This is a genomic window from Diaphorobacter sp. JS3050, from assembly GCF_013154915.1.
GTDB classification, from domain to species: domain Bacteria; phylum Pseudomonadota; class Gammaproteobacteria; order Burkholderiales; family Burkholderiaceae_C; genus Diaphorobacter; species Diaphorobacter nitroreducens.
Genome location: NZ_CP053553.1, coordinates 3,385,127 through 3,407,631, shown reverse-complemented (window position 1 = coordinate 3,407,631; position 22,505 = coordinate 3,385,127). Strand labels below are relative to the sequence as shown.

Sequence of the window (22,505 nt, the reverse complement as noted above, 5' to 3'; positions counted from 1 at the left end):
TTTTCCCATGGCGGCGGGCAGCGCCCCTGTTCGTGGCAGGTGATTGCGGGTGTTTGTCACGCCAGGCCTTCGGCGTGCGTCCAATGGGCAAAGGGTCTCAACGAAAGCGAGGCGAGCCATGCACCCATCCGAGGACCTGCCGCAGGCGGCGGTTGTCACTGCCATCCCGATCGCCGACCGTGCGGCGGACGCGGCCTTGGTGACGCGCGCCCTCGCCGGCGAGGCGGGAGCCTTCGCCGCCATCATGCGGCGCCACAACCGGCTGATGTTTCGCGCCGCGCGCGGCGTGGTGTATGACGACGCCGAGGCGCAGGACGTGGTGCAGGAGGCCTATTTGCGCGCCTTCACGCGGCTGCGGGCCTTCCGCGGCGATGCCGCGCTGGGCACCTGGCTGGCGCGCATCTGCCTGCGCACGGCCTTGGACGTCTTGCGCCGGCGTGCGCGCAGCGTGGCCATCGACCCCGCGCAGGCCAGCGACCAGGAGCCGCAGCCGGAGGATGCCATGTCCTATTTCGCCCCGCCCGACGACGCGCCCGACCAGGCACGTGCGCGTGCCCAGTTGCGCGCCCTGCTGGAGTCGGCCGTGCACAGCCTGCCGCCGCTGTACCGCAGCGTGTTCCTCCTGCGTGCCGTGCAGGAGATGAGCGTGCAGGAGGCGGCCTTCTGCCTGGACATCAGCGAAGAGCTGGTGCGCACCCGCTACCTGCGTTCGCGCGCCATGTTGCGCGACGCGCTGGGCGCGCGGGTGGAAGCCTGCGCCGACAGCGTCTTTCCGTTTGCGCTCGCGCGCTGCGACCAGGTCGTGCAGCAGGTGCTGGACGCACTGGCGCGGCGCGGGCTGCTGGCCTGACGGGCCGGCGCCACCCCGCCCACGCCTATGGCCTGCGCGCCGCTGTGCGCCGCGCCGATTACCCGCGCCGCCGGCGCGGCACTTGTCCCTTTCTTCAAGGAGATGACCATGAACCACTCTTCCTTCCTCTTGACTCCTTCTTCCGCGCTGCTCGCGCGCCGCCGCACGGTGGGCGCGGCCGTGCTCTCGGCCTCGGCTGTGGCCCTGCTGGGCGGGCGCGACGCGCTGGCCGCTGGCGCCAAGACCGATGCGCGACAGCACGAGGCCGACGTGCGCATCCTCAACACCGCACTGGCGGCGGAGTACGAGGCCGTGGCCGCCTACCAGGTGGGCGCCGAGAGCGGTCTGCTCACCTCCGGCGTGCTGCCGCTGGCGCAGCAGTTCCAGGGCCACCACAAGGAGCATGCCGACGCGATCGCCGGCGCCGTGCAGAAGATGGGCGGCAAGCCCGTGCAGGCCAAGGCGCAGTACGGCTTTCCGACCGACAAGCTCAAGGCCGAAGCCGACGTGCTGCGCTTTGCCGCCGGACTGGAGCGCGGCGCCGTGTCGGCCTACCTGGGCGCGGTGCCGCTGTTTGCCGACCGTGCCCTGGCGCAGGTGGCCGCCAGCATCCTGGGCGACGAGGCCATGCACTGGGCCGTGCTGCGCCAGGCCCTGGGTGAGGCGCCGGTGCCCTCGGCGTTCCTGTCGTGACCCGCGTCCAGGCGGGTGGGCGTAGGCGGGTCTGGGCATTGGTGGGCGGATTGGCGCTTGGTGCTGCGGGCATGGCGGTCGCCGGGCCCGCGCCGGCAACGCCAGCGCCGGCCGCGCCCCAGCCCATGGCGCCTGACGCAGCCCAGCTGGCACGCGGCCAGCAGATCTACGCGCGCTGCGCGGGGTGCCACGCCATCGAGGGCCACCGCACGGGACCGCAGCACTGCGGCCTGTTCGGCCGCCGCGCGGGCACGGCGCCGGGGTTCGACGGCTACTCCCCGGCCATGAAGGCCAGCGGCATCGTCTGGGACGAGCGCACGCTGCAGCGCTTCCTGAAGGACCCGCCAGCCACCGTGCCCGGCACGTCCATGGGCTACGCAGGCGTGAAGGACGATGGCGAGCGTGCGGCGCTCATCGCCTGGCTGCGCCAGGCCACGCAGCCGGGGAGCGCCTGCACGCCCAGGTAGTTCATTGCTCTTCCTTTGATAGCTACCAGCGCTTGCTGAAAAAGCGCTGGAGGCATTTTTGGCTTGAAGTGCGGCTAGGGCCTGTTCACACTATTTTTGCCAGTGCGAATGGCGTGAAAACCGCGCCAATCTAGGCGCGTGACGACGCCAAGGCCGGGGCCTTGGCTAGGAGGGCAACGACGAATGGCGCGGTTTTCACTTCGTTCCCTCCGGGTTGCGATCAAAAAGGGCCATTCGCGGCGTTGCCAAGCCTCGCTGGGGTAGCACCCCAGCTTCGTTTGGCGCCTTGCGCCTGGCCCTTTTTGATCGCAACGCATCTGGCAAAAATAGTGTGAACAGGCCCTATTGCCATGGCGGCGCCTATGATGGGCGTCACCATGACGTCCACGATCGCCTTTGCACCACCACCCCGCCATGCGTCCTGATTTCGCGCCGCTGGCGGTCCTGGCGATGGCGCTGCCCTTCGTCTTTGGCATTACCGAGGCTCCGTATTCCAACTTTTGGCCGCTGCTGGCCAGCGGCGCCTGCGCCTGGCTGCTGGCGGCGCTGGCCTGGTGCGGCGCCTGGCGTCCCAGTGCCGCGCGCCTGGGCGCCCATCTGGCGGCGGGTCTGCTGCTCGCGGCGCTGGTGGCCGCGGCCATCGGCCTGGTGCAGTTCTTCATGGGCGACCCGGGGTGGGCGCCGTGGGTGCATGCCTCCAGCCCGGGCCTGGCCTTCGGCAACTTGCGCCAGCGCAACCAGCAGGCCACGTTGCTGGCGCTGGGCGTGTGGGCGCTGCTGTGGTGGGTGGCGCGCCTGCAGGAGCAGGTGGACGGCAACCCGGTGCTGGGAGGGCGCGGCGCGCGCTGGCCGGTGCTGGCGGCGGTCGCGGTGCCCTGGGCCATGGTGCTGCTGGCCACTGCGGGCGCGGCCACGGCCTCGCGCACGGGGGCGCTGGAGTGGCTGGTGGTATTGGCGCTGCTCGCCGTGTGGCGGCGCAGCAGCGGCGCACTGGCGCTCGGCATGGCCGGCGTGGGGCTGGCGGTCTATGCGGTGGCCGCGTGGGGCTTGCCGCAGCTGCTGCTGCGGTGGACGGGCATGCGCATGGACGGCCTGTTCATGCGGATGGCCGATGGCTCCCAGACCTGCGTCGGCCGCGCTACGCTGTGGTCCAACGTGCTGGAGCTGATCGCCCAGCGGCCCTGGGCCGGCTGGGGCTGGGGCGAGCTGGACTACGCGCACTACATCCACCCGTTTGCGGGAGAGCGTTTTTGCGTGCTGCTGGACAACGCCCACAACCTGCCGCTGCATCTGGCAGTGGAACTGGGCCTGCCGGCCGCGCTGCTGCTGTGCGGCGTGCCGCTGTGGGCCGCGCTGCGCGCGCGCCCCTGGCGCGAGACGCAGCCCCACCGCCAACTGGCCTGGGGCGTGCTGGCCCTTGTGGGCGTGCACAGCCTGCTGGAGTTCCCGCTGTGGTACGGGCCGTTCCAACTGGCCACTGCGCTGGCCGTGCTGGTGCTGCTGGCACCCTGGCTGTCGCGTGCGGCGCGCTGGCGCCCCGTGGGTGCGGTGGTGGTGGGCGTGGCACTGCTGGCGGCCCCGGCCATGGGGTTCGTACTGGTACGGGACTACGCGCGCGTGAGCGCGCTGTACCGTCCCACGGCCGAGCGGCCCGCGGCGCTGCGCGCGCTGACGGCTGCCGACGCGGCGCGGCAGGTGTGGTTCTTCCGTGCGCCAGCGCAGTTCGCGCAACTCACCACTGCGGTGGTCACGCCCGCCAATGCGGCCGAGATGCATGCCCTGGCGTTGCAACTGCTGCACTACTCGCCCGAGCCGCGCGTGATCGAGAAGCTCATCGCCAGCGCGCGGCTGCTGGGCCGCGAGGACGAGGTGGCGCTGCACACCGACCGCTACCGCCGCGCCTATCCGTACGACTTCGGGCGCTGGCAGCGCGGCCAGCCTTCCGGTGGCCCGCCGCTGGAGCGCTGATCAGACCAGGTCGCAGAACGCCAGCACCTCGGGCAGGTGCTGGGCGAAGTCGCTCAGCGCGTGGTCGCCGCCGGGCAGTACGCGCTGGGTGGCTTGCGGGTAGCGCGCGACCATCTCGCGCCAGTCCAGCAGTTCGTCGCCCTGCGCGGCGACCAGCAGCTCCGGCCCTGCGGGCGGCAGGTGGCGCACGTCCAGCGCCTGCAGCTCGGCGATGTACTCGGGGCGGAAGAAGAACCGCTCTTCGGGGTTGTGCCACGCGGTCTGCTCGCCGATGTAGCGCTCCAGGTCGCGCGCGGGGTGGACGGCGGGGTTGAGCAGCACGCTGGTGCAGCGCGCCTGTTGCGCCACCCAACTGGCGTAGTAGCCGCCGAGCGACGAGCCGACCACCGCCATGCCCGGTCCCTGCGGCCAGGTGGCGATGCCGCCTGCGACCAGCGCCATCGCCGCGCGCGGCGAAGGGGGCAGCTGTGGGCACCAGAACGTCACGCCCGGGTGGTGCTGGGCCACGTGCGCGGCCACCTGGCGGGCCTTGGTGGACTGGGGTGATGAGCGAAAGCCGTGCAGGTACAGCAGGTGGGTGGTGGGCATGGCTGTCAGCGTCTGCGCTGTCGAAAGGCAAGTGCCGGTCCGGCAACGGTTTTTGGTGGATGATGCGTGGATCTTGTAGCCAGCTTACGCCATGCCCGATTCCGTTTCCCGTCCGGCCACCCTGGGCGCTGCAGCGGGCGCCATGCCCGCTCGCCAACGCCTGGGGCGATTCGAGTTGCAGCACGTGCTGGGCCGAGGCGCGCAGGCGACCGTGTGGCTGGCGCGGGACACGCGTCTGCACCGCGAGGTCGCGGTCAAGTGGCTGGCCGACGGCGGCGACGCGCAGGCGCAGGAGCAGTGGCTGCGCGAGGCGCGCCATGTGGGCCGGCTGTCGCACCCGCGCATCGTGCCGGTGTTCGAGGCCGACGTGCACGAAGGCCAGCCCGACCTGGTGTTCGAATATGTGCCAGGCTGCACGCTGGCCGAGCATCTGGCGCATCAGGGCCGCTGTGCGGTGCACGACGCGGTGGAGCTGATGGTGGACCTGCTCGAAGGGCTGCAGGCGGCGCATGAGGCCGGCATCGTGCACTGCGACCTGAAGCCGTCGAACGTGATGGTGGATGCCCAGCGCCATGCGCGGATCATGGATTTCGGCATCGCCGCGGCCATGGCCAGCCCTGCGGGCGGCCCCGTTGCGCGCGGCACGCCGGCCTACATGGCGCCAGAAGCGGTGGCGGGCGCGGCGCCCGCGCCCGCGTCGGACATCTACGCCGCTGCGCTGGTGCTCGTGGAACTGCTCACCGGCAGGCGTTTGATTACTGAGCGTGATCCGGCGCAGGCGCTCGCGCATGTCGCCCGCCACGCGCCGCAGCTGCCCGACGATCTGGGGGCGGGCGTGGACGATGGCCTGCGCTCCATCCTGCGCCGGGCCCTGGCGCGCGACCCTGCCGAGCGCTACGCCAGCGCGCAGGAAATGTGCGATGCCTTGCGTGCCTGGGCGGCGCCGGTGAGCGCCCCTACCGCGGCAAGCAATGCCGCGCTGGACTTCCTGCTGCGGCGCATGCGCCACAAGAGTGACTTTCCGGCGCTGTCCGATTCGGTGGCGCGCATCCAGCGCATGACCCACTCGGAGGACGACAGCATTGCCGATCTGACCAACGAGATCCTCAAGAGCGTTGCCCTCACCAACAAGCTGCTGCGATTGGTCAACAGCGCCCCCTTTTCCCACCTGGGGGGCGGCATCGGCACGGTCTCGCGCGCGGTGAGCCTGGTGGGCTTCAATGCGGTGCGCAACATGGCGCTGTCGCTGGTGCTGCTGGAGCACATGCAGGACCGGGGGCATGCCAAGCAGATGCGCGAGGAATTCTTGCGCACCATGATGGCCGGCGCCGTGGCGGCGCAGCTGTGCGGGCCGAGCGACCAGCGCGAGGAAGCGTTTCTCGGCGCGATGTTCCAGGGCCTGGGGCGCATGCTGTGCTCGTTTTATTTCCCGGAGGAGGCGGCCCGGATCCGTGCGCTGGTGGCCTCTGACCGGCCGTCGGGGGGCGATGAAGCCGCGGCTTTGCAGGTGCTAGGACTGAGCCTGGAAGACCTGGGTGTCGGCGTGGCGCGTGTGTGGAGCCTGCCCGATTCCCTGCAGCGCTGCATACGGCCACCGCAGGGGCGGCCGCCGCAGCGCCGCCCGAGGGCGTGGAGCGGTTGCGCTGGGTGGGGCGTGCCGCGAACCAGGCGGCCACCATCATGCTGCAGCATGAGCCGGAACCCGCTGGCGCCCGCCTGCAGCGGCTGGCGGCGCACTATGCGGTCGCTTTCTCGATGACGCAGCAGGAGTTCGTCAAGGCCACGGTGCTGGCACGCGAGCAGCTCATCGCCATGGCCGACGCCCTGGACTTGCGCGTGGACAAGGGCTCGCCCGCGGCGCGCCTGCTGGCTCCGCCCACCGCCCTGGATGCGCCGCCGGTATGGGCCGACCCGGCCACGGGCCATGAGCTGCATTACGACGCCCTGCAGACCCTGCCTCTGACGCTGGCGCAGTCCACTGATGCGGCGCCTGCCGCCAGCCAGGCGGCCGAGGTGCTGGCCGCTGGCATCCAGGAGGTCAGCAACGCCATGGTGGAGGACTTCCGCCTGAATGACATCGTGCGCATGGTGCTGGAAACCATGCTGCGTGCGCTGGGCGCGCGGCGCATCGTGTTCTGCCTGCGCGAGGTCAAGACCGAGCGCATGACCGGGCGCTTCGGACTGGGCGAAGGCAGCGCAGACGCCGTGCGCGCCCTGGCCGTGCCCCTGAAGGACGCGGATGACCTGTTTGCCGCCGTGTGCCAGCGGGGCGCCGATACCCTGATTGCCGACGCCACCGAGGAGCGTGTGCGAGCGCGTCTGCCGGCATGGTTCCTCGGCAGCTTCGATGCCACCAGCTTTCTGCTGCTGCCGCTGTCGATCAAGCAGCGTCCCTTTGCGCTGATCTATGCCGATCATGAGCGCCCTGGCGGCCTGGTGGTGGACGACAAGGTGCAGGGGCAGCTGCGCACGCTGCGCAACCAGCTGGTGCTGGCGTTTCGCCAGGCCGACTGATGCCTAGTCCTGGAATCACGCAGGGGGCTTGGCCTGGCACCCGATAATCGCGCCCCATGGCCGCCGCTTTCGACAAACCTTCCCTGCCGCAACGCGTCCTGCCGCTGTTGCGCGGCTTTGACTGGCCGCTCATCGCGCTGCTGCTGGCGTTGTCATCCATCGGCCTGGTGGCCATGTATTCGTCGGGTTTCGATCATGGCACGCGCTTTTACGACCATGGCCGCAACATGCTGCTGGCCGCGGGCATCCTGTTCGTGGTGGCCCAGGTGCCGCCGCAGCGGCTGATGATGCTGGCCGTGCCGTTGTACACGCTGGGCGTGGCGCTGCTGGTGGGCGTGGCGCTGTTCGGCATCACCAAGAAGGGGGCGCAGCGCTGGATCAACGTGGGTGTGGTGATCCAGCCCAGCGAGCTGCTGAAGATCGCCACCCCGCTGATGCTGGCCTGGTGGTTCCAGAAGCGCGAGGGCCAGCTGCGTGCGCTGGATTTCGTGGTGGCGGGGGCGCTGCTCATGGTGCCCGTGGGGCTGATCATGAAACAGCCCGACCTGGGCACCTCGCTGCTGGTGATGGCCGCGGGGCTGTCGGTGATTTTCTTTGCGGGCCTGCCCTGGAAGCTGGTGGTGCCGCCGGTGCTGCTGGGCGCGGTGGGCATTGCGCTCATCGTCTGGTTCGAGCCGCAACTGTGCGCCGAGGGCGTGCGCTGGCCGGTGCTGCACGACTATCAGCAACAGCGCATCTGCACGCTGCTGGACCCCACGCGCGATCCGCTGGGCAAGGGCTTTCACATCATCCAGGGCATGATCGCCATCGGCTCGGGCGGCGTGTGGGGCAAGGGGTTCATGGCCGGCACGCAGACGCACCTGGAGTTCATTCCGGAGCGCACGACCGACTTCATCTTCGCCGCGTTCTCCGAGGAGTTCGGCCTGGTGGGCAACCTCACCCTGATCGTCTGCTTTGTGCTGCTGGTGTGGCGCGGGCTGGCGATTGCGGCCAACGCCAATACGCTGTTCGGGCGCCTCATGGCGAGTGCCGTGGCGATGATCTTCTTCACCTATGCCTTCGTGAACATGGGCATGGTCAGCGGCATCCTGCCCGTGGTGGGGGTGCCGCTGCCGTTCGTCAGCTACGGCGGCACGGCCATGGTCACGCTGGGGCTTGCGCTGGGGGTGCTGATGTCGGTGGCACGCGCACAGCACCAGCCTGAGCAGGGGCCGCCGCGGGCGCGGTAGCGGGGCTGCGGAGGGAACCTGCGTGCACGCAGGGTCTAGGGCGCCTGCCTACAATCGGCCGATGATTTCCCGCGAACCCACCATCGAACGCCTGGGCCTGGCCCGTGAGCTGCTGCTCACCCCCTTCGGCCTGGACGAGTCCCACCTCTCCCGCGCCCTGGCGGAGATCCGCGCGCACCGCGTGGACGACGCCGACCTGTACTTCCAGTACACGCGCAGCGAAGGCTGGAGCCTGGAAGAGGGCATCGTCAAGACGGGCTCGTTCTCCATCGACCAGGGCGTGGGCGTGCGCGCGGTGAGCGGCGAGAAGACCGCCTTCGCCTACTCGGACGATATTTCCGAGGCCTCGCTGCTCGACGCAGCCCGTACCGTGCGGTCCATTTCGGCTGCGGATAAGGTGGGACGAGCGCGAGTAGCTTCCAAAAAGATAGCAAACAGCCGTTCGCTGTACCCGCACATCGACCCCATCGCCTCGATGGACAGCACCGACAAGGTGCGCCTGCTGGAGCGCGCCGAGCAATGTGCCCGCGCCAAGGACCCGCGCGTGGTGCAGGTCATGGCGGGCCTGGCCAGCGAGTACGACGTGGTGCTGGTGGCGCGTGCCGATGGGCTGATGGCCGCCGACGTGCGCCCGCTGGTGCGCCTGTCGATCACCGTCATCGCCGAGCAGAACGGCCGCCGCGAGGTGGGCTCGGCCGGCGGGGGCGGGCGCTTTGGTCTGGCCTATTTCACCGACGAGCAGATCGGGCAGTATGTCCATGAAGCCGTGAATGCTGCGTTGGTCAACCTCGAGTCGCGCCCCGCGCCTGCGGGCGAGATGACCGTGGTGCTGGGCCCCGGTTGGCCCGGTGTGCTGCTGCACGAGGCCGTGGGCCACGGGCTGGAGGGCGACTTCAACCGCAAGGGGTCGAGTGCCTTCAGCGGCCGCATCGGGCAGCGCGTGGCGGCCAAGGGCGTCACCGTGCTGGACGATGGCACGCTGGCCGACCGCCGCGGCTCGCTCAACGTGGACGATGAAGGCCACGCCACGCAGCGCAACGTGCTCATCGAGGACGGCATATTGAAGGGCTACATCCAGGACGCGATGAATGCGCGCCTCATGGGTGTCAAGCCCACGGGCAACGGCCGGCGCGAGAGCTATGCCCACATCCCCATGCCGCGCATGACCAATACCTACATGCTGGGCGGCGACAAGGACCCGCAGGAAATCGTCGCCAGCATCAAGAAGGGCCTGTACGCCACCAACTTCGGCGGCGGACAGGTGGACATCACCAGCGGCAAGTTCGTGTTCTCCGCGAGCGAGGCCTACTGGGTGGAAAACGGCAAGATCCAGTACCCCGTGAAGGGTGCAACCATCGTCGGCAGCGGCCCGGAGTCGCTCAAGAAGGTGACCATGATCGGCAACGACATGCGCCTGGACAGTGGTGTGGGCACCTGCGGCAAGGAGGGTCAGAGCGTGCCCGTGGGAGTGGGCCAGCCCACCATGCGCATCGATGGCCTGACGGTGGGCGGCACGGCCTGAGCGCCGCGGCCGGTTGTGTGCCATGCCCGCGCCACACTCCAGCCGCCCGCAGACTTTCACCGATCCGGACCGTAACCCGCATTGCGGCGAGGCGGACGAGGACGCGCGTGCGCTGCGCGACAGCCTGGGCGAGCTGGCCCAGCATATCGAGGCCGCCACGCGCGCGCGCCGGGGGCAGCTGGGGCCCGAGGCCGTGCGGCGCAGCGCCGAGGCGCTGGCGTATTGCGCAAGGCGCCACCAGTTGCACCTCACAGGCCTGGGGTCGGCCTGGCATGCGCTGTATGAATTCGGTGTCTACCAGCGCGCGTTGCGCGAATTGCGCGATGCCCTGGCGCAATGGCAGCAGGCCTTGCAGCAGCGCAGCCCCTCTGAGGCCGAGCGCTTCAGTACTTTTGAGCGGCAGGCGTGGCGCACGCTGGGAGAGGCACGGCTGGTGCTCGACATCTATATGCAGGGCGACCCCTGCATGGAGCGATCGGCGCCCGACACCCGGCCTGCCGCGGAGCGCCCACCGCGTGCGCCACTGCTGGCGCGCCTGCGCCGGTGGTGGTTCGAGGGACGGCATCCGTAAGCGGTTGTAGCGCGACGGCAACACGGTGCCTATGTTGCGGTGCCGCAATACGTGCTACATTGGTTCGCATGTCAGTTCACAGCGCGTTTTACTTTTACTTTTGGTTCTCTGTCCCTGGCGGATGAGAGGTACGCGCGCACCCAGACTGAGCCCCCTTCTCTAAGAAACCGCCGAAGCTGAAAAGCCCGGCGGTTTTTTGTTATCTGTTCTCCGTTTTCCATCTTCACCCCCCCCACACACCCGAGAGGAAGCACCCATGAACGCCCATGTCTCCAGCAGCGATGCCTGGTATCCCAACGTCGAGAAAACCAGCGAGACCGACGACCAACGCATCAAGGACATCACCGTGCTTCCTCCTCCAGACCACCTGATTCGCTTCTTCCCGATCCGCGGGTCGGAGGTGGAGTCGCTGATTGCCAACACACGCCGCAGCATCCAGCGCATCATGAGCGGCGAGGACGACCGGCTGCTCGTCATCATCGGCCCCTGTTCGATCCACGACCCGCACGCCGCGGTGGACTATGCCCGCAAGCTCAAGGCGGTGCGTGAGCAGTACAAGGACCAACTGGAAGTGGTGATGCGCGTGTACTTCGAGAAGCCCCGCACCACCGTGGGCTGGAAGGGCTTGATCAACGACCCCTACCTGGACGGCAGCTACCGCATCGACGAGGGCCTGCGCATCGCGCGCCAGCTGCTCATCGACATCAACCGCCTGGGCGTGCCGGCGGGCAGCGAGTTCCTGGACGTGATCTCGCCCCAGTACATCGGCGACCTGATCAGTTGGGGCGCCATCGGCGCGCGCACCACCGAAAGCCAGGTACACCGCGAACTGGCCTCCGGCATTTCGGCCCCCATCGGCTTCAAGAACGGCACCGACGGCAACATCCGCATCGCCACCGATGCCATCCAGTCCGCCAGCCGCGGCCACCACTTCCTGTCGGTGCACAAGAACGGCCAGGTGGCCATCGTGCATACCGCGGGCAACAAGGATTGCCACGTGATCCTGCGCGGCGGCAAGGCGCCCAACTACGACGCTGCCAGCGTTGCCGCGGCCTGCAAGGACCTGGAGGCCGCCGGCCTGCCGGCGTCGCTGATGGTGGACTGCAGCCATGCCAACAGCAGCAAGCAGCACGAGAAGCAGCGCGATGTGGCGCGCGACATCGCCGCGCAGATCGCAGGCGGCTCGCGCAGCGTGTTCGGCGTGATGGTGGAAAGCCACCTGCAGCCCGGAGCGCAGAAGTTCACGCCGGGCAAGGACGATGCCACGGCGCTGGAATACGGCAAGAGCATCACCGATGCCTGCCTGGGCTGGGACGACTCCGTTGCCTGCCTGGCCGAGCTGGCGGCCGCCGTGCAAGCGCGGCGCGCGCGCTGAAGCGGGCGCGGTGTAAGCTCGAGGCACGGGAATGGCGCGGCCGCGCCGTCCCGTTCACCCGTCAACACTATTCCATCAAGAGGCGAGACAGCTCATGCACAGCGAAGTATTGGTCACCCTGAGCCCCGATCAGGAATTCCGTCTGGACGCGCAGGGGGGACAGCCCCTGTCGCACGAGGACGCGCGCCGCTGGCTGGACGATGAATTTCTACGCCTGGAATGCGAACCGCTGCGCGCCAGCGGCAAGGTGCTGCTGGCCGACAAGGTGCTGACCGTGGCCCGCGCCGCGGGGGCGACGCTGCTGGCCGATCCTGCATGGTCCGGCCAGTTTGCCCGCGCCACCGTCGCTGCGCTTGCCAGGCCCGTCGTGCGCGTGGACGTGCCGGGCATGGCTGTCAGCTTCTAAGTCTCAAGCCAAAAAGGCCGCTAGCGCTTATTAATCAAGCGCTAGCAGCTATTGTTTTGATAGTTCTGCGAGCAGTTGGGCGTGCACTCCGCCAAAGCTGCCGTTGCTCATGCAGACGATGTGGTCGCCCGGCTGCACCGCCGCGCGGATCTGGCCCACCAGCGTGGGCAGGTCGCCCGCCGTCTGCGCGCGCGCACCCATGGGGGCCAGCGCCGCAGCGGCGTCCCAGTCCAGGCCGGCGGTATGGCAGAAGGCCAGGTCGGCCGGCTCCAGCGCCCAGGGCAACTGCGCCTTCATGGTGCCCAGCTTCATGGTGTTGCTGCGCGGCTCGAACACCGCCAGGATGCGCCCGCGGCCTTCGCCCTTGGGGCCCACGCGCCGGCGCAGTCCGTCCAGCGTGGTGCGCAGCGCCGTGGGATGGTGCGCAAAGTCGTCATAGACAGCGATGCCCCGCACCGTGCCGCGCAGCTCCATGCGGCGCTTGACGTTCTCGAAGCGCGCCAGCGCCTCGGCCGCCTGGGCCGGCGTCACGCCCACATGCTCGGCGGCCGCGATGGCAGCGAGGGCATTGAGCTGGTTGTGCACGCCCGTCAGCGTCCACTGCACGCGTGCCACTGTGCGGCCCCGCTGCAGCACCTCGAAATCGTGCGGCGCGCCTTGCGCGCCGAAGTCGCTCACCGCGGTGCCAAAGTTGGCCACGCCGCTCCAGCAGCCGGCGTGCAGTACGCGTGCCAGGCTCTCCTCCAGCCCATTGACCACCACGCGGCCCGAGGGCGGCACCGTGCGCACCAAGTGGTGGAACTGCCGTTCGATCTGGCCCAGGTCGTCAAAGATGTCGGCGTGATCGAACTCCAGGTTGTTCAGCACGGCGGTGCGGGGGCGGTAGTGCACGAATTTGCTGCGCTTGTCGAAGAACGCGGTGTCATATTCATCCGCCTCGATCACGAACAGCGGCGCCGTGGCGAGCGGTCCTGGCCCGGCCAGGGGCCGTACGGGTGCGCCCAGACGCGCGGATACGCCGAAGTTCATCGGCACACCGCCCACCAGGAAGCCGGGCGCCAGGCCCGCGCATTCCAGAATCCAGGCCAGCATGGACGTGGTGGTCGTCTTGCCGTGCGTGCCGGCGACGGCCAGCACATGGCGGCCCTGCAGCACATGCTCGGCCAGCCATTGCGGCCCGCTGGTATAGGGCGCGCCCGCGTCGAGGATGGCCTCCATCAGCGGAAACTTCGGCGTGCCGTCCGCCAGCCGCGCGCGGCTGACCACGTTGCCCACCACGAACATGTCGGGCTTCAGCGCGAGCTGGTCGGCGCCATAGCCTTCGATCAACTCTATTCCCAAGGCGCGCAACTGGTCGCTCATGGGAGGGTAGACGCCGGCGTCGCAGCCGGTGACACGGTGGCCCGCCTCGCGCGCCAGCGCGGCCAGGCCGCCCATGAACGTGCCGCAGATGCCCAGGATGTGTATATGCATGGCTCCCGATTCTATGGACCTCGGTGGAACCTCCAGGATTTATGAGAAAAATGGGTCTAACGCCCGTTGATCAAGCGCGAACAGCTATCGAATAGGGAGCAAATGGCGGATGCATGGTGCATTGCCCCTGCGGCGGGTGCGCCGTCACGGTTGCGTCAACGGTATTGCGGGGCATTGGGGCGACAATGGGCGTCCTGCGTTCTGGACCGTGCCGCCATGCAAAACGCCTTTGCCATCGAAATCGCCAATGCCGCAGCCCGCCTGGTGGTCGAGGAGGGGCTGGAGTGGGGGGCGGCCAAGCGCCGCGCGGTCAAGGAGTTGGGGCTGCCCCAGCGCACGCCGCTGCCCGACAACGACCTCGTCGAGGATGCCGTGCGGGAGTACATCGGCCTGTTTTGCGCCGATACCCAACCCTCCGAATTGCGGGCGCTGCGCGAATTGGCGCTGGTGTGGATGCAACGCATGCAGGACTTCCGCCCCTACCTGGGTGGTGCGGTCTGGCACGGCACGGCCACGCGGCTGTCCGACATCTACCTGGCGCTGTTCTGCGACGATCCCAAATCGGCCGAGATTGCCCTCATCGACCACCATGTGAATTACGAGCCGCGCACCGTCATGGGTTTCCGGGGCGAGCCGGTCGATGCCTTGAGTCTGAGCAGCCGATCCGCCGCGTTGCACGAAGAGATCGGCGTGCATCTGCTGATCTATGACCTGGACGACCTGCGTGGCGCGCTGCGCCCCGACGCCCGGGGGCGCGCGCCCCGGGGTGATCTGCAAGCCGTGCGCCGGTTGCTGCAGGAAATGCCTACTTCCACCCTGTCTTCATGAACGAGCCCACTCTTTCCTCTTCGGCGTCTGCCGATTCCGCAAAGGCGCCGAGCGCCCATCCGCTCCGCCGCCGCCGCTGGCTGCTGGTGGGGGCCGGTGCCCTTGCCGCCCTGGGGGGCGCGGGGCTGGCGACCTGGCGGCTGCGGCCGGGCCCGGTGCAGGAGGGCGTGTCCGACGACGTCTGGGGCGCGCAGTTTGAAGGCCCGGCGGGCGAAGTGCTGTCCATGGCCGCCTTGCGGGGTCGCCCCCTGCTGTTGAATTTTTGGGCCACCTGGTGCCCCCCGTGCGTGGAAGAACTGCCGCTGCTCAATGCCTTTTATGGGGAACACCGCGCCAAAGGGTGGCAGGTTGTGGGCTTGGCGATCGATCAGCCTTCCAACGTGCGCAAATTTCTAGAGCGCATGCCTCTCGATTTCCCAATCGCCTTGGGGGGGCTGGGCGGCACCGACCTGGCACGCCGGCTGGGCAACGAAAAGGGCGGGCTGCCCTTTACCGTACTGTTTGGCGCAAATGGCAGCATTTTGAAGCGTAAAATGGGCCAACTGACGGCGCAGGATCTCCAAGGCTGGTCCACAACGTGGTGAGCGCCTGTGTTTCCTCAATGGAGATGGTGGCAATTGGGGGCATTTCGGTGAAATAGTCCGAAATTAGGGTAAATTCGCTCCCCATTCCGTTTCTAGCCGTTGGAGCCCCCATGGATTTGCGCAAACTCAAGACCCTCATCGATCTGGTCTCCGAGTCGAATGTTTCTGAACTCGAGATCACCGAAGCCGAGGGCAAGGTCCGCATCGTGAAGAGCGGCGGGGCCGTGGTGCAGCAGTTCGTCGCCGCTCCCGTCCAAACCCCCATGGCCGCCGCGCCCGTAGCGGCCGCGCCCACCGCGCCCGTCGCTGAATTGCCTGCCCCCGCGGCGGCGGCCCCTTCTGGCCATATCGTCAAGTCGCCCATGGTGGGTACGTTCTATCGCGCGTCCAGCCCGGGCGCGAAGCCGTTTGTCGAGGTGGGCAGCAAGGTCAAGGAAGGTGACACGGTGTGCATCGTCGAAGCCATGAAGATCCTGAACGAGATCGAGGCCGACAAGTCCGGCACGGTGACCCGCATCCTGGGTGAGAACGGGCAGGCGGTGGAATACGGGCAGCCGCTGTTCGTCATCGAGTAAGCCGCGCATGAGCGCTTCAGCCCCCGCCGCATGCGCTCGTTGCGCATGCATGGCAGCACCAGGCGCTGGCGCGGGTTTTTGTCTGCATGCGGCCTTGAGCCGCGAGGCCAACCATGTTTAAGAAGATTTTGGTCGCCAATCGCGGCGAGATTGCCCTGCGAATCCAGCGTGCCTGCCACGAACTGGGCGTGAAGGCCGTGATGGTCTATTCCGAGGCCGACCGCGACGCCAAATATGTCAAGCTGGCGGAGGAGGCTGTGTGCATCGGCCCCGCGCCCTCGCCGCTGTCCTACCTCAACATGCCTGCCATCATTTCGGCGGCCGAGGTGACGGACGCCGAGGCCATTCACCCGGGGTATGGCTTCCTGTCGGAAAACGCCGATTTCGCCGAACGGGTGGAAAAGAGCGGGTTCCAGTTCATCGGCCCGACGCCCGACTCCATCCGCATGATGGGTGACAAGGTGTCGGCCAAGCAGGCCATGATCCGCGCGGGCGTACCCTGCGTGCCGGGCTCCGATGGCGAGTTGCCGGATGATCCGGTGCAGATCCGCCGCATTGCCAAGAGCATCGGTTACCCGGTCATCATCAAGGCCGCTGGCGGTGGTGGCGGCCGTGGCATGCGGGTGGTGCACACCGAGGCGGCGCTGGTCAACGCGGTGCAGATGACCAAGGCCGAGGCGCAGGCCGCCTTTGGCAACCCGGCCGTGTACATGGAGAAATTCCTCCAGAACCCGCGCCATATAGAGATCCAGATACTGGCCGACAAGTACCGCAATGCCGTGTACTTGGGCGAGCGCGACTGCTCCATGCAGCGTCGCCACCAGAAGGTGATCGAGGAAGCGCCGGCACCGGGTATTCCGCGCAAGCTGATCGAGAAGATTGGCGAACGCTGCGTGGCCGCCTGCAAGAAGATCGGCTACCGCGGTGCGGGTACGTTCGAGTTCCTGTACGAGAACGGCGAGTTCTACTTCATCGAGATGAACACCCGCGTGCAGGTGGAGCACCCGGTGACCGAGTGGATCACGGGCGTGGACATCGTGCGCACGCAAATCATGGTGGCTGCGGGCGAAAAACTGCCGTTCACTCAGCGCCAGGTTCAGATCCATGGCCATGCGATCGAATGCCGGGTGAACGCCGAGGACCCCTACAAGTTCATCCCGTCGCCGGGGCGCATCACGATGTGGCACGCGCCTGGCGGCCCGGGCGTGCGCGTGGACTCGCACGCCTATACGAACTACTACGTGCCGCCGAATTACGACTCCATGATCGGCAAGATCATCGTGCACGGCGATACGCGCGAGCAAGCCCTGGCGCGCATGCGCACGGCACTGTCGGAAACGGTGATCGAAGGCATCAATACCAACGTGGCGCTGCACCGCGAACTCATGGTGGATGCCAAGTTCGTAGCGGGCGGCACCAACATCCACTACCTGGAGGAGTGGCTGTCGCAGCGCCAGCGCTGATCGTCAGCACTTCTGACCTGCCCGCTGGCATCCGGAAACGGATGCCAGCTTTTTTCATGGATCGCGTGCAAGGAGGCTGATCCCATGTTCGAGCTGAACCTGTTGTGTCCCGAGGAACGGGTGGAGACCGTGAGCGACGCGCTCGATGCGCTGGAAGCCTTGAGCGTGTCCGTGGAAGATGCCGACGCGCACACCGATGCCGAGCAGGCGCTTTTTGGAGAACCTGGCATGCCGCCCCCGCGTGAGGGTTGGCAGCGTAGCCGCATCACTGCCCTGTTTCCTACGCAAGAGGCGGCCGAGGAGGCGCGGCAACTGTTGCAGGCCCAGGATTTCTTCGAGGGCTGCATCGTGCAGGGGGTGAGTGTGGTGCAGGAGCAGGACTGGGTCCGGCTCACGCAATCCCAGTTCGCGCCGGTGGACATCACGCCCGATTTCTGGATCGTGCCGACGTGGCACGAGATGCCCGCGGCTGCGCGCCGTAGCATCCGCCTGGATCCAGGGCTGGCCTTTGGCACGGGAACCCACCCAACCACGCGCATGTGCCTGCGCTGGATTGCCAAACATGGCGACGCGGCCGGGCAGGCGCTGGGGCGCGTGCTCGACTATGGCTGCGGCTCCGGCATCCTGGCGATCGGCGCCGCGAAATTTGGCGCCACAGAGATCGACGCGGTGGACATTGACGCGGCAGCCGTGGAATCCACGCGACAAAATGCGCAAGCCAACGGCGTGCAGGTGAACGCGGGTCTGCCCGAGCGCGCGCAAGGGCAATACCAGACCGTGTTGGCGAATATTCTGGCGACGCCGCTGAAGGTGCTGGCGCCCTTGCTCAGCGGCCATGTTGCGCAGGGCGGGCACCTTGTGCTGGCCGGCATCCTGGAGCGGCAGGCGCAGGAGCTGCAGGAGGCCTATGCGCCGTGGCTGCAGCTGCAGGTGTCGGACCGTGAGGATGGCTGGATCCTGATGACCGCGCGTCGCTAACCGCGCGTCGCTAACCGCGCGTCGCTGACCGCGCGGGCTGCGCGGGGCCGTAGAGGGGCCCCTACAATCCACAGCCGATGAGCCAGATCACCCGCTGCCCCCACTGCTCCACCACCTTTCGGGTGGTTGCCGATCAGCTGCGGATATCGGAAGGCTGGGTGCGATGCGGGCACTGCAAGGAGGTGTTCGATGCATCGCAGCACTTGCAGGTGCAGGAGGCGGAGCCGTTGCTTTCCGACCTGCTTCTGGATGCGCTCAAGCCTCCGCCACAGCCCGTCGGTACAGCCTCGGAAGGCATTCAGGTCTGGGGCAGTGCGCGGCATGTGGACGCTCCAACGTCGCTTGCGCCGGACCCGGTGATGTCTGCAGCGGCCGCGTGTGCACCGCAGGAAGTGGTTCCCGCGGTGGATGAAGGCCTGCGTACGGAAAGCGAAACTCCACCATGGGTTCCCCCACCGCCCCCGGTCCCCGCCTTTCTGCTGGCGAATCCGGAGGGCGCAGCGCCTGCGAAGACGCCGAAAGCAATGGCCGCGCCCCCGGTGGATGCCGATGCGGCGCCCCTGTCTCCAGCCGCGCGCGATATTCACGCCCCGCCAGTCCATACGCTCCCGCAGGGTTACGAGTTACCGGCGGCGCCTCTTGAGGACGATGCGGAATCGGAGGAACCCAGCAGCCAGGAATCCGCGGAAGCACCTGCCGTTCTGGTTTCACCGATGCCCACAGAGGAGGGGGGCACGTCCGCTGTGGGGAGGGCGGCGCAGGAGACCATCGAATCACCAGAGATGGCGCCCAGCCCGGCTGAACCGCTGGAGTCCCTGGCGCCATCGGAGGATGCAGGCGCGCCATCGCTGGCGCGGGAAGAAGGACATGCCGACGACCGCACGGACCCCGTCATTGAACCTGGCTTCGTGAAGGCTGCGCGCCGCAACGCGTTCTGGCGCAGGCCCTCCGTGCGTGTGGGCCTGTCCTTGGTCGGCTTGACGTTGGTGGTGGCCTTGCTTCTCCAAATAGCCATCCAGGAAAGGGACGACATCGCATCGCGTCATCCCGCGGCCCGCGCATGGATGGAGCGACTGTGCGCGCGCTTGCAGTGCGTGCTGCAACCTCCACGGCACATCACGGCCGTGGTCATCGACAGCTCATCATTTCTGAAGGCGCGCCACGATCCGTCCGGGTACCAGTTGCAGATGAGCGTGAAGAATACGTCGACCCAGGCCGTTGCGATGCCGGCGCTGGAACTCACGCTGACGGATGCGCAAGACCAGCCGATTGTGCGGCGCGTATTGCTGCGTGACGAACTGGGGGCCCCCCTGGAATTGGCACCAGGTTTCGTGTGGAGCGGTGCACTGCCGTTGCAGGTGATCCAGGGCGCTGCGCAGGTGGCCGGCTATCGGCTGGTGGCCTTCTATCCCTGATTTTTTACTCTTGAGCTTTGACCCTATGGCTGCGCTGATTTGCGGTTCCCTGGCCTTCGACACCATCATGACGTTCGATGGGCGTTTTGCAGAGCAAATATTGCCCGAGCAACTGCATATCCTGAATGTGTCGTTTCTCGTTCCCACATTGCGCCGCGACTTTGGAGGATGCGCTGGCAATATCGCATACAGCCTCAAGCTGTTGGGAGGCAACCCGCTGCCCATGGCCATGCTGGGCGCTGATGGCGGCGAATACTTGGCGCGACTGCAGCAACTCGGCGTCGACACCCGCTTTGTCGGCCGCGTGGAGGATACATACACCGCCCAGGCGATGATCATGACCGATCGGGACAACAACCAGATCACGGCGTTCCACCCCGGTGCCATGATGCAGGCCCACCTGCACCGCATCCCGCCCGGGGCGGGTGCGCACGTGGGCATCATCGCGCCGGACGGCCGTGAGGCCATGCTGCAGCACGCGGCGCAATTCGTCGAGGCGGGCATTCCGTTCGTGTTCGATCCGGGACAGGGGTTGCCCATGTTCGATGGCGCAGACCTGCGTCGATTCATCGAGCAGGCGAGCTGGATCGCCGTCAATGACTACGAAGGCAAGATGTTGTGTGACCGTACGGGCTGGAGCCTGGCAGAGATCTCGCATCGGGTCCGCGGCCTGATCGTCACACTGGGAGCACAGGGATGTGAAATTTGGGAACAGGGTGTCAGGACGCATGTTCCCCCTGTGCAACCGGCGCAGGTGGTGGACCCCACGGGCTGCGGGGATGCCTGGCGTGGCGGTTTGCTCTACGGCCTGGAGAAGGGGTGGACCCTGGCACGTTGCGCTCAGTTGGGCAACCGGCTGGGCGCGCTCAAGATCGCGCAACGTGGTCCGCAGAATTACCAACTGGACTTTCAACCCGACTGAGCGAGTGGCTGGGATCGAAGAAGCGTTTCTGACTGCGGATTCGCCATAAAAAAACCCGGTGCAAGCACCGGGTCGTAGGCTGGACTGTCCCGTAGCCTTATGGCTTGCCACCCGTAGGGAAGGGCCATGCGGCTTGCGGGTTCAGCGTTGTTTGCGCGACAGGAGCGGGCGCTGCGGCAGGAGCCTTAGCCTTCTTCGCGGGCGCGGCTGCCTTCTTGGCGGGCGCTGCCTTCTTGGCTGCTACGGCCTTTTTGGCAGGAGCGGCTGCCTTTTTGGCGGGTGCTGCCTTCTTGGCTGCTACAGCCTTTTTGGCAGGAGCGGCTGCCTTCTTGGCGGGTGCTGCCTTCTTGGCTGCTACGGCCTTTTTGGCAGGAGCGGCTGCCTTTTTGGCGGGTGCTGCCTTCTTGGCTGCTACAGCCTTTTTGGCAGGAGCGGCTGCCTTCTTGGCGGGTGCTGCCTTCTTGGCTGCTACGGCCTTTTTGGCAGGAGCGGCTGCCTTCTTGGCGGGTGCTGCCTTCTTGGCTGCTACAGCCTTTTTGGCAGGAGCGGCTGCCTTCTTGGCGGGTGCTGCCTTCTTGGCTGCTACGGCCTTTTTGGCAGGAGCGGCTGCCTTCTTGGCTGGAGCCGTCTTCTTAGCGGGAGCTGCTTTCTTTGCAGCGGGTTTCTTCGCAGTTGCCATCATTTTCTCCTTGGGTCGATTTGCAAAGAGCACCCCACGCCTGCATTGGGCGTGGAGCGATCCATGGCGACGACTGAATATGCGTCACCACGAATGCGGAAACGCCCCAAGGCCGCAGCGCCGAACGGTGCTGTGTGCGCGGAGCGTGGTTGAAAAATCATGGCCTGGTCTACGAAGATGTCAGTCCCAGGACAAGGCGCCGCCCGACTGGTACTCGATGACGCGCGTCTCGAAGAAGTTGCGTTCCTTCTTCAGATCAATCATCTCGCTCATCCAGGGGAACGGATTCTCTTCATTCGGAAAGAGCGCTTCCAGCCCGATCTGTGTGGCGCGGCGGTTCGCGATGTAGCGCAGGTAGCCTTTGAACATGGAGGCGTTCATACCCAGCACGCCACGCGGCATGGTGTCTTCGGCATAACGGTATTCCAGTTCCACTGCCTTGATGAACAGGGCCTTGATCTCGTCCTTGAACTCGGCCGTCCACAGATGTGGGTTTTCGAGCTTGAGCTGGTTGATCAGATCGATGCCGAAGTTGCAGTGCATGGACTCGTCGCGCAGGATGTACTGGTACTGCTCGGCAGCGCCGGTCATCTTGTTCTGGCGGCCGAGTGCCAGGATTTGCGTGAAACCCACGTAGAAGAACAGACCTTCCATCAGGCAGGCAAAAACGATCAGCGACTTGAGTAGTGTCTGGTCGCTCTCGGGTGTGCCGGTCGTGAAGCGCGGATCCATGATCGCTTCGATGAAGGGGATCAGGAACTCGTCCTTGTCGCGAATGGACTGGACCTCGTTGTAGGCGTTGAAAATCTCGCCTTCGTCCAAGCCCAGTGACTCCACGATGTACTGGTACGCATGGGTGTGGATGGCTTCCTCGAACGCCTGGCGCAACAGGAACTGCCGGCATTCCGGCGCCGTGATGTGGCGGTAGGTGCCCAGCACGATGTTGTTGGCGGCCAGCGAGTCGGCCGTGACGAAGAAGCCCAGGTTGCGCTTGACGATGCGCCGTTCGTCCTCGGTCAGGCCGTTCGGGTCCTTCCAGAGTGCGATGTCCCGCGTCATGTTCACTTCCTGCGGCATCCAGTGATTGGCGCAGGTGGCGAGGTATTTCTCCCACGCCCACTTGTACTTGAACGGCACCAGCTGGTTGACGTCGGTCTGGCCATTGATGATGCGTTTGTCGACCGCAGACACGCGGCGGTGTTGGGGTGCTGCAGACGCGGTAGGGGCAGTGCGCGTCGAAGTGCTGGCGACGGACTGCAACACGGGTGCTTGGAAACCGTTTGGCGGAGGCTCCACAGGGCGGTCGTTGGAGTGACTGCCGTCCAAGAGTTTTTGCGATGAGGGCTTGACTTCGTCGTCCCAGGTGAGCATAGGTTTTCCAGTGGTCGGATTATGGAAGCAGTGC

The 22,505-nt window shown here is 67.0% G+C and carries 22 protein-coding genes; 18 read left to right on the top strand and 4 right to left on the bottom strand.

Annotation, left to right across the window (positions count from 1 at the left end; all coding sequences use genetic code 11):
- Nucleotides 1-118: 118 nt before the first annotated feature.
- From HND92_RS16295 to HND92_RS16280, 4 genes are all read left to right on the top strand, one after another.
- Nucleotides 119-850, top strand: coding sequence for an RNA polymerase sigma factor (locus HND92_RS16295; protein WP_172208478.1), 732 nt, complete (start codon nucleotides 119-121; stop codon nucleotides 848-850).
- 108 nt (nucleotides 851-958) lie between these two features.
- On the top strand, nucleotides 959-1,543 hold the full coding sequence (locus tag HND92_RS16290; RefSeq protein ID WP_172208476.1) for a ferritin-like domain-containing protein: 585 nt from the start codon (nucleotides 959-961) through the stop codon (nucleotides 1,541-1,543).
- Between the two features lie 71 nt (nucleotides 1,544-1,614).
- A complete protein-coding gene (locus HND92_RS16285) occupies nucleotides 1,615-2,010 on the top strand; it encodes a cytochrome c family protein (protein WP_371814800.1) in 396 nt (131 codons plus the stop codon).
- Nucleotides 2,011-2,424: 414 nt separating this feature from the next.
- Nucleotides 2,425-3,978, top strand: coding sequence for a Wzy polymerase domain-containing protein (locus tag HND92_RS16280; protein ID WP_172208474.1), 1,554 nt, complete (start codon nucleotides 2,425-2,427; stop codon nucleotides 3,976-3,978).
- Here HND92_RS16280 and HND92_RS16275 read toward each other — a convergent pair whose 3' ends face one another.
- The gene (locus HND92_RS16275) at nucleotides 3,979-4,566 is read right to left on the bottom strand and encodes a YqiA/YcfP family alpha/beta fold hydrolase (RefSeq protein WP_172208472.1); all 588 of its coding nucleotides are present in this window, start codon (nucleotides 4,564-4,566) and stop codon (nucleotides 3,979-3,981) included.
- A gap of 91 nt (nucleotides 4,567-4,657) precedes the next feature.
- Between HND92_RS16275 and HND92_RS19625 the strand changes: the two genes are divergently transcribed.
- The 7 genes from HND92_RS19625 to HND92_RS16245 all read left to right on the top strand — a co-directional run bounded on the left by HND92_RS19625 (nucleotide 4,658) and on the right by HND92_RS16245 (nucleotide 12,183).
- Nucleotides 4,658-6,325, top strand: a complete 1,668-nt coding sequence (locus tag HND92_RS19625) for an HDOD domain-containing protein (protein ID WP_371814798.1) — start codon at nucleotides 4,658-4,660, stop codon at nucleotides 6,323-6,325.
- A complete protein-coding gene (locus tag HND92_RS19620; protein WP_371814797.1) occupies nucleotides 6,247-7,080 on the top strand; it encodes a hypothetical protein in 834 nt (277 codons plus the stop codon). The genes HND92_RS19625 and HND92_RS19620 overlap by 79 nt, the downstream gene beginning before the upstream one ends.
- Nucleotides 7,081-7,136: 56 nt before the next feature.
- Nucleotides 7,137-8,309: a rod shape-determining protein RodA gene (gene rodA, locus HND92_RS16265; RefSeq protein ID WP_047350660.1), complete on the top strand. Its 1,173-nt coding sequence runs from the start codon at nucleotides 7,137-7,139 to the stop codon at nucleotides 8,307-8,309.
- Nucleotides 8,310-8,370: 61 nt separating this feature from the next.
- Complete coding sequence (gene tldD / locus HND92_RS16260) at nucleotides 8,371-9,831, top strand: metalloprotease TldD (protein WP_103737173.1); 1,461 nt, start codon at nucleotides 8,371-8,373, stop codon at nucleotides 9,829-9,831.
- Between the two features lie 22 nt (nucleotides 9,832-9,853).
- The gene (locus HND92_RS16255) at nucleotides 9,854-10,402 is read left to right on the top strand and encodes a hypothetical protein (protein ID WP_172208470.1); all 549 of its coding nucleotides are present in this window, start codon (nucleotides 9,854-9,856) and stop codon (nucleotides 10,400-10,402) included.
- Between the two features lie 256 nt (nucleotides 10,403-10,658).
- Complete coding sequence (locus tag HND92_RS16250) at nucleotides 10,659-11,777, top strand: 3-deoxy-7-phosphoheptulonate synthase (RefSeq protein ID WP_047350663.1); 1,119 nt, start codon at nucleotides 10,659-10,661, stop codon at nucleotides 11,775-11,777.
- Nucleotides 11,778-11,871: 94 nt separating this feature from the next.
- Nucleotides 11,872-12,183, top strand: a complete 312-nt coding sequence (locus tag HND92_RS16245) for a hypothetical protein (RefSeq protein ID WP_011806738.1) — start codon at nucleotides 11,872-11,874, stop codon at nucleotides 12,181-12,183.
- 48 nt (nucleotides 12,184-12,231) lie between these two features.
- Here the strand turns inward: HND92_RS16245 and mpl are convergent, their stop codons facing one another.
- On the bottom strand, nucleotides 12,232-13,656 hold the full coding sequence (gene mpl, locus HND92_RS16240) for a UDP-N-acetylmuramate:L-alanyl-gamma-D-glutamyl-meso-diaminopimelate ligase (RefSeq protein ID WP_172208468.1): 1,425 nt from the start codon (nucleotides 13,654-13,656) through the stop codon (nucleotides 12,232-12,234).
- 216 nt (nucleotides 13,657-13,872) lie between these two features.
- Between mpl and HND92_RS16235 the strand changes: the two genes are divergently transcribed.
- The 7 genes from HND92_RS16235 to HND92_RS16205 all read left to right on the top strand — a co-directional run bounded on the left by HND92_RS16235 (nucleotide 13,873) and on the right by HND92_RS16205 (nucleotide 20,421).
- Nucleotides 13,873-14,484 carry a hypothetical protein gene (locus tag HND92_RS16235; protein WP_172208466.1) on the top strand — a complete coding sequence of 204 codons (612 nt, stop codon included), beginning with the start codon at nucleotides 13,873-13,875 and terminating at the stop codon, nucleotides 14,482-14,484.
- Entirely contained in the window at nucleotides 14,481-15,068 is a 588-nt protein-coding gene (locus HND92_RS16230) for a TlpA disulfide reductase family protein (protein ID WP_172208464.1), read from the top strand. The genes HND92_RS16235 and HND92_RS16230 overlap by 4 nt, the downstream gene beginning before the upstream one ends.
- Nucleotides 15,069-15,178: 110 nt before the next feature.
- Nucleotides 15,179-15,643 carry an acetyl-CoA carboxylase biotin carboxyl carrier protein gene (accB, locus tag HND92_RS16225; protein ID WP_011806734.1) on the top strand — a complete coding sequence of 155 codons (465 nt, stop codon included), beginning with the start codon at nucleotides 15,179-15,181 and terminating at the stop codon, nucleotides 15,641-15,643.
- Nucleotides 15,644-15,756: 113 nt separating this feature from the next.
- A complete protein-coding gene (gene accC / locus HND92_RS16220; RefSeq protein ID WP_011806733.1) occupies nucleotides 15,757-17,106 on the top strand; it encodes an acetyl-CoA carboxylase biotin carboxylase subunit in 1,350 nt (449 codons plus the stop codon).
- A gap of 84 nt (nucleotides 17,107-17,190) precedes the next feature.
- Nucleotides 17,191-18,084, top strand: a complete 894-nt coding sequence (gene prmA / locus HND92_RS16215; RefSeq protein ID WP_047350667.1) for a 50S ribosomal protein L11 methyltransferase — start codon at nucleotides 17,191-17,193, stop codon at nucleotides 18,082-18,084.
- A gap of 77 nt (nucleotides 18,085-18,161) precedes the next feature.
- A complete protein-coding gene (locus tag HND92_RS16210) occupies nucleotides 18,162-19,499 on the top strand; it encodes a DUF3426 domain-containing protein (protein WP_172208462.1) in 1,338 nt (445 codons plus the stop codon).
- Between the two features lie 25 nt (nucleotides 19,500-19,524).
- Entirely contained in the window at nucleotides 19,525-20,421 is an 897-nt protein-coding gene (locus HND92_RS16205) for a carbohydrate kinase family protein (RefSeq protein WP_047350669.1), read from the top strand.
- 97 nt (nucleotides 20,422-20,518) lie between these two features.
- Here the strand turns inward: HND92_RS16205 and HND92_RS19415 are convergent, their stop codons facing one another.
- Nucleotides 20,519-21,100 carry a histone gene (locus HND92_RS19415; protein ID WP_172208460.1) on the bottom strand — a complete coding sequence of 194 codons (582 nt, stop codon included), beginning with the start codon at nucleotides 21,098-21,100 and terminating at the stop codon, nucleotides 20,519-20,521.
- A gap of 180 nt (nucleotides 21,101-21,280) precedes the next feature.
- The gene (locus HND92_RS16195; RefSeq protein WP_011806728.1) at nucleotides 21,281-22,471 is read right to left on the bottom strand and encodes a ribonucleotide-diphosphate reductase subunit beta; all 1,191 of its coding nucleotides are present in this window, start codon (nucleotides 22,469-22,471) and stop codon (nucleotides 21,281-21,283) included.
- Nucleotides 22,472-22,505: the final 34 nt, after the last annotated feature.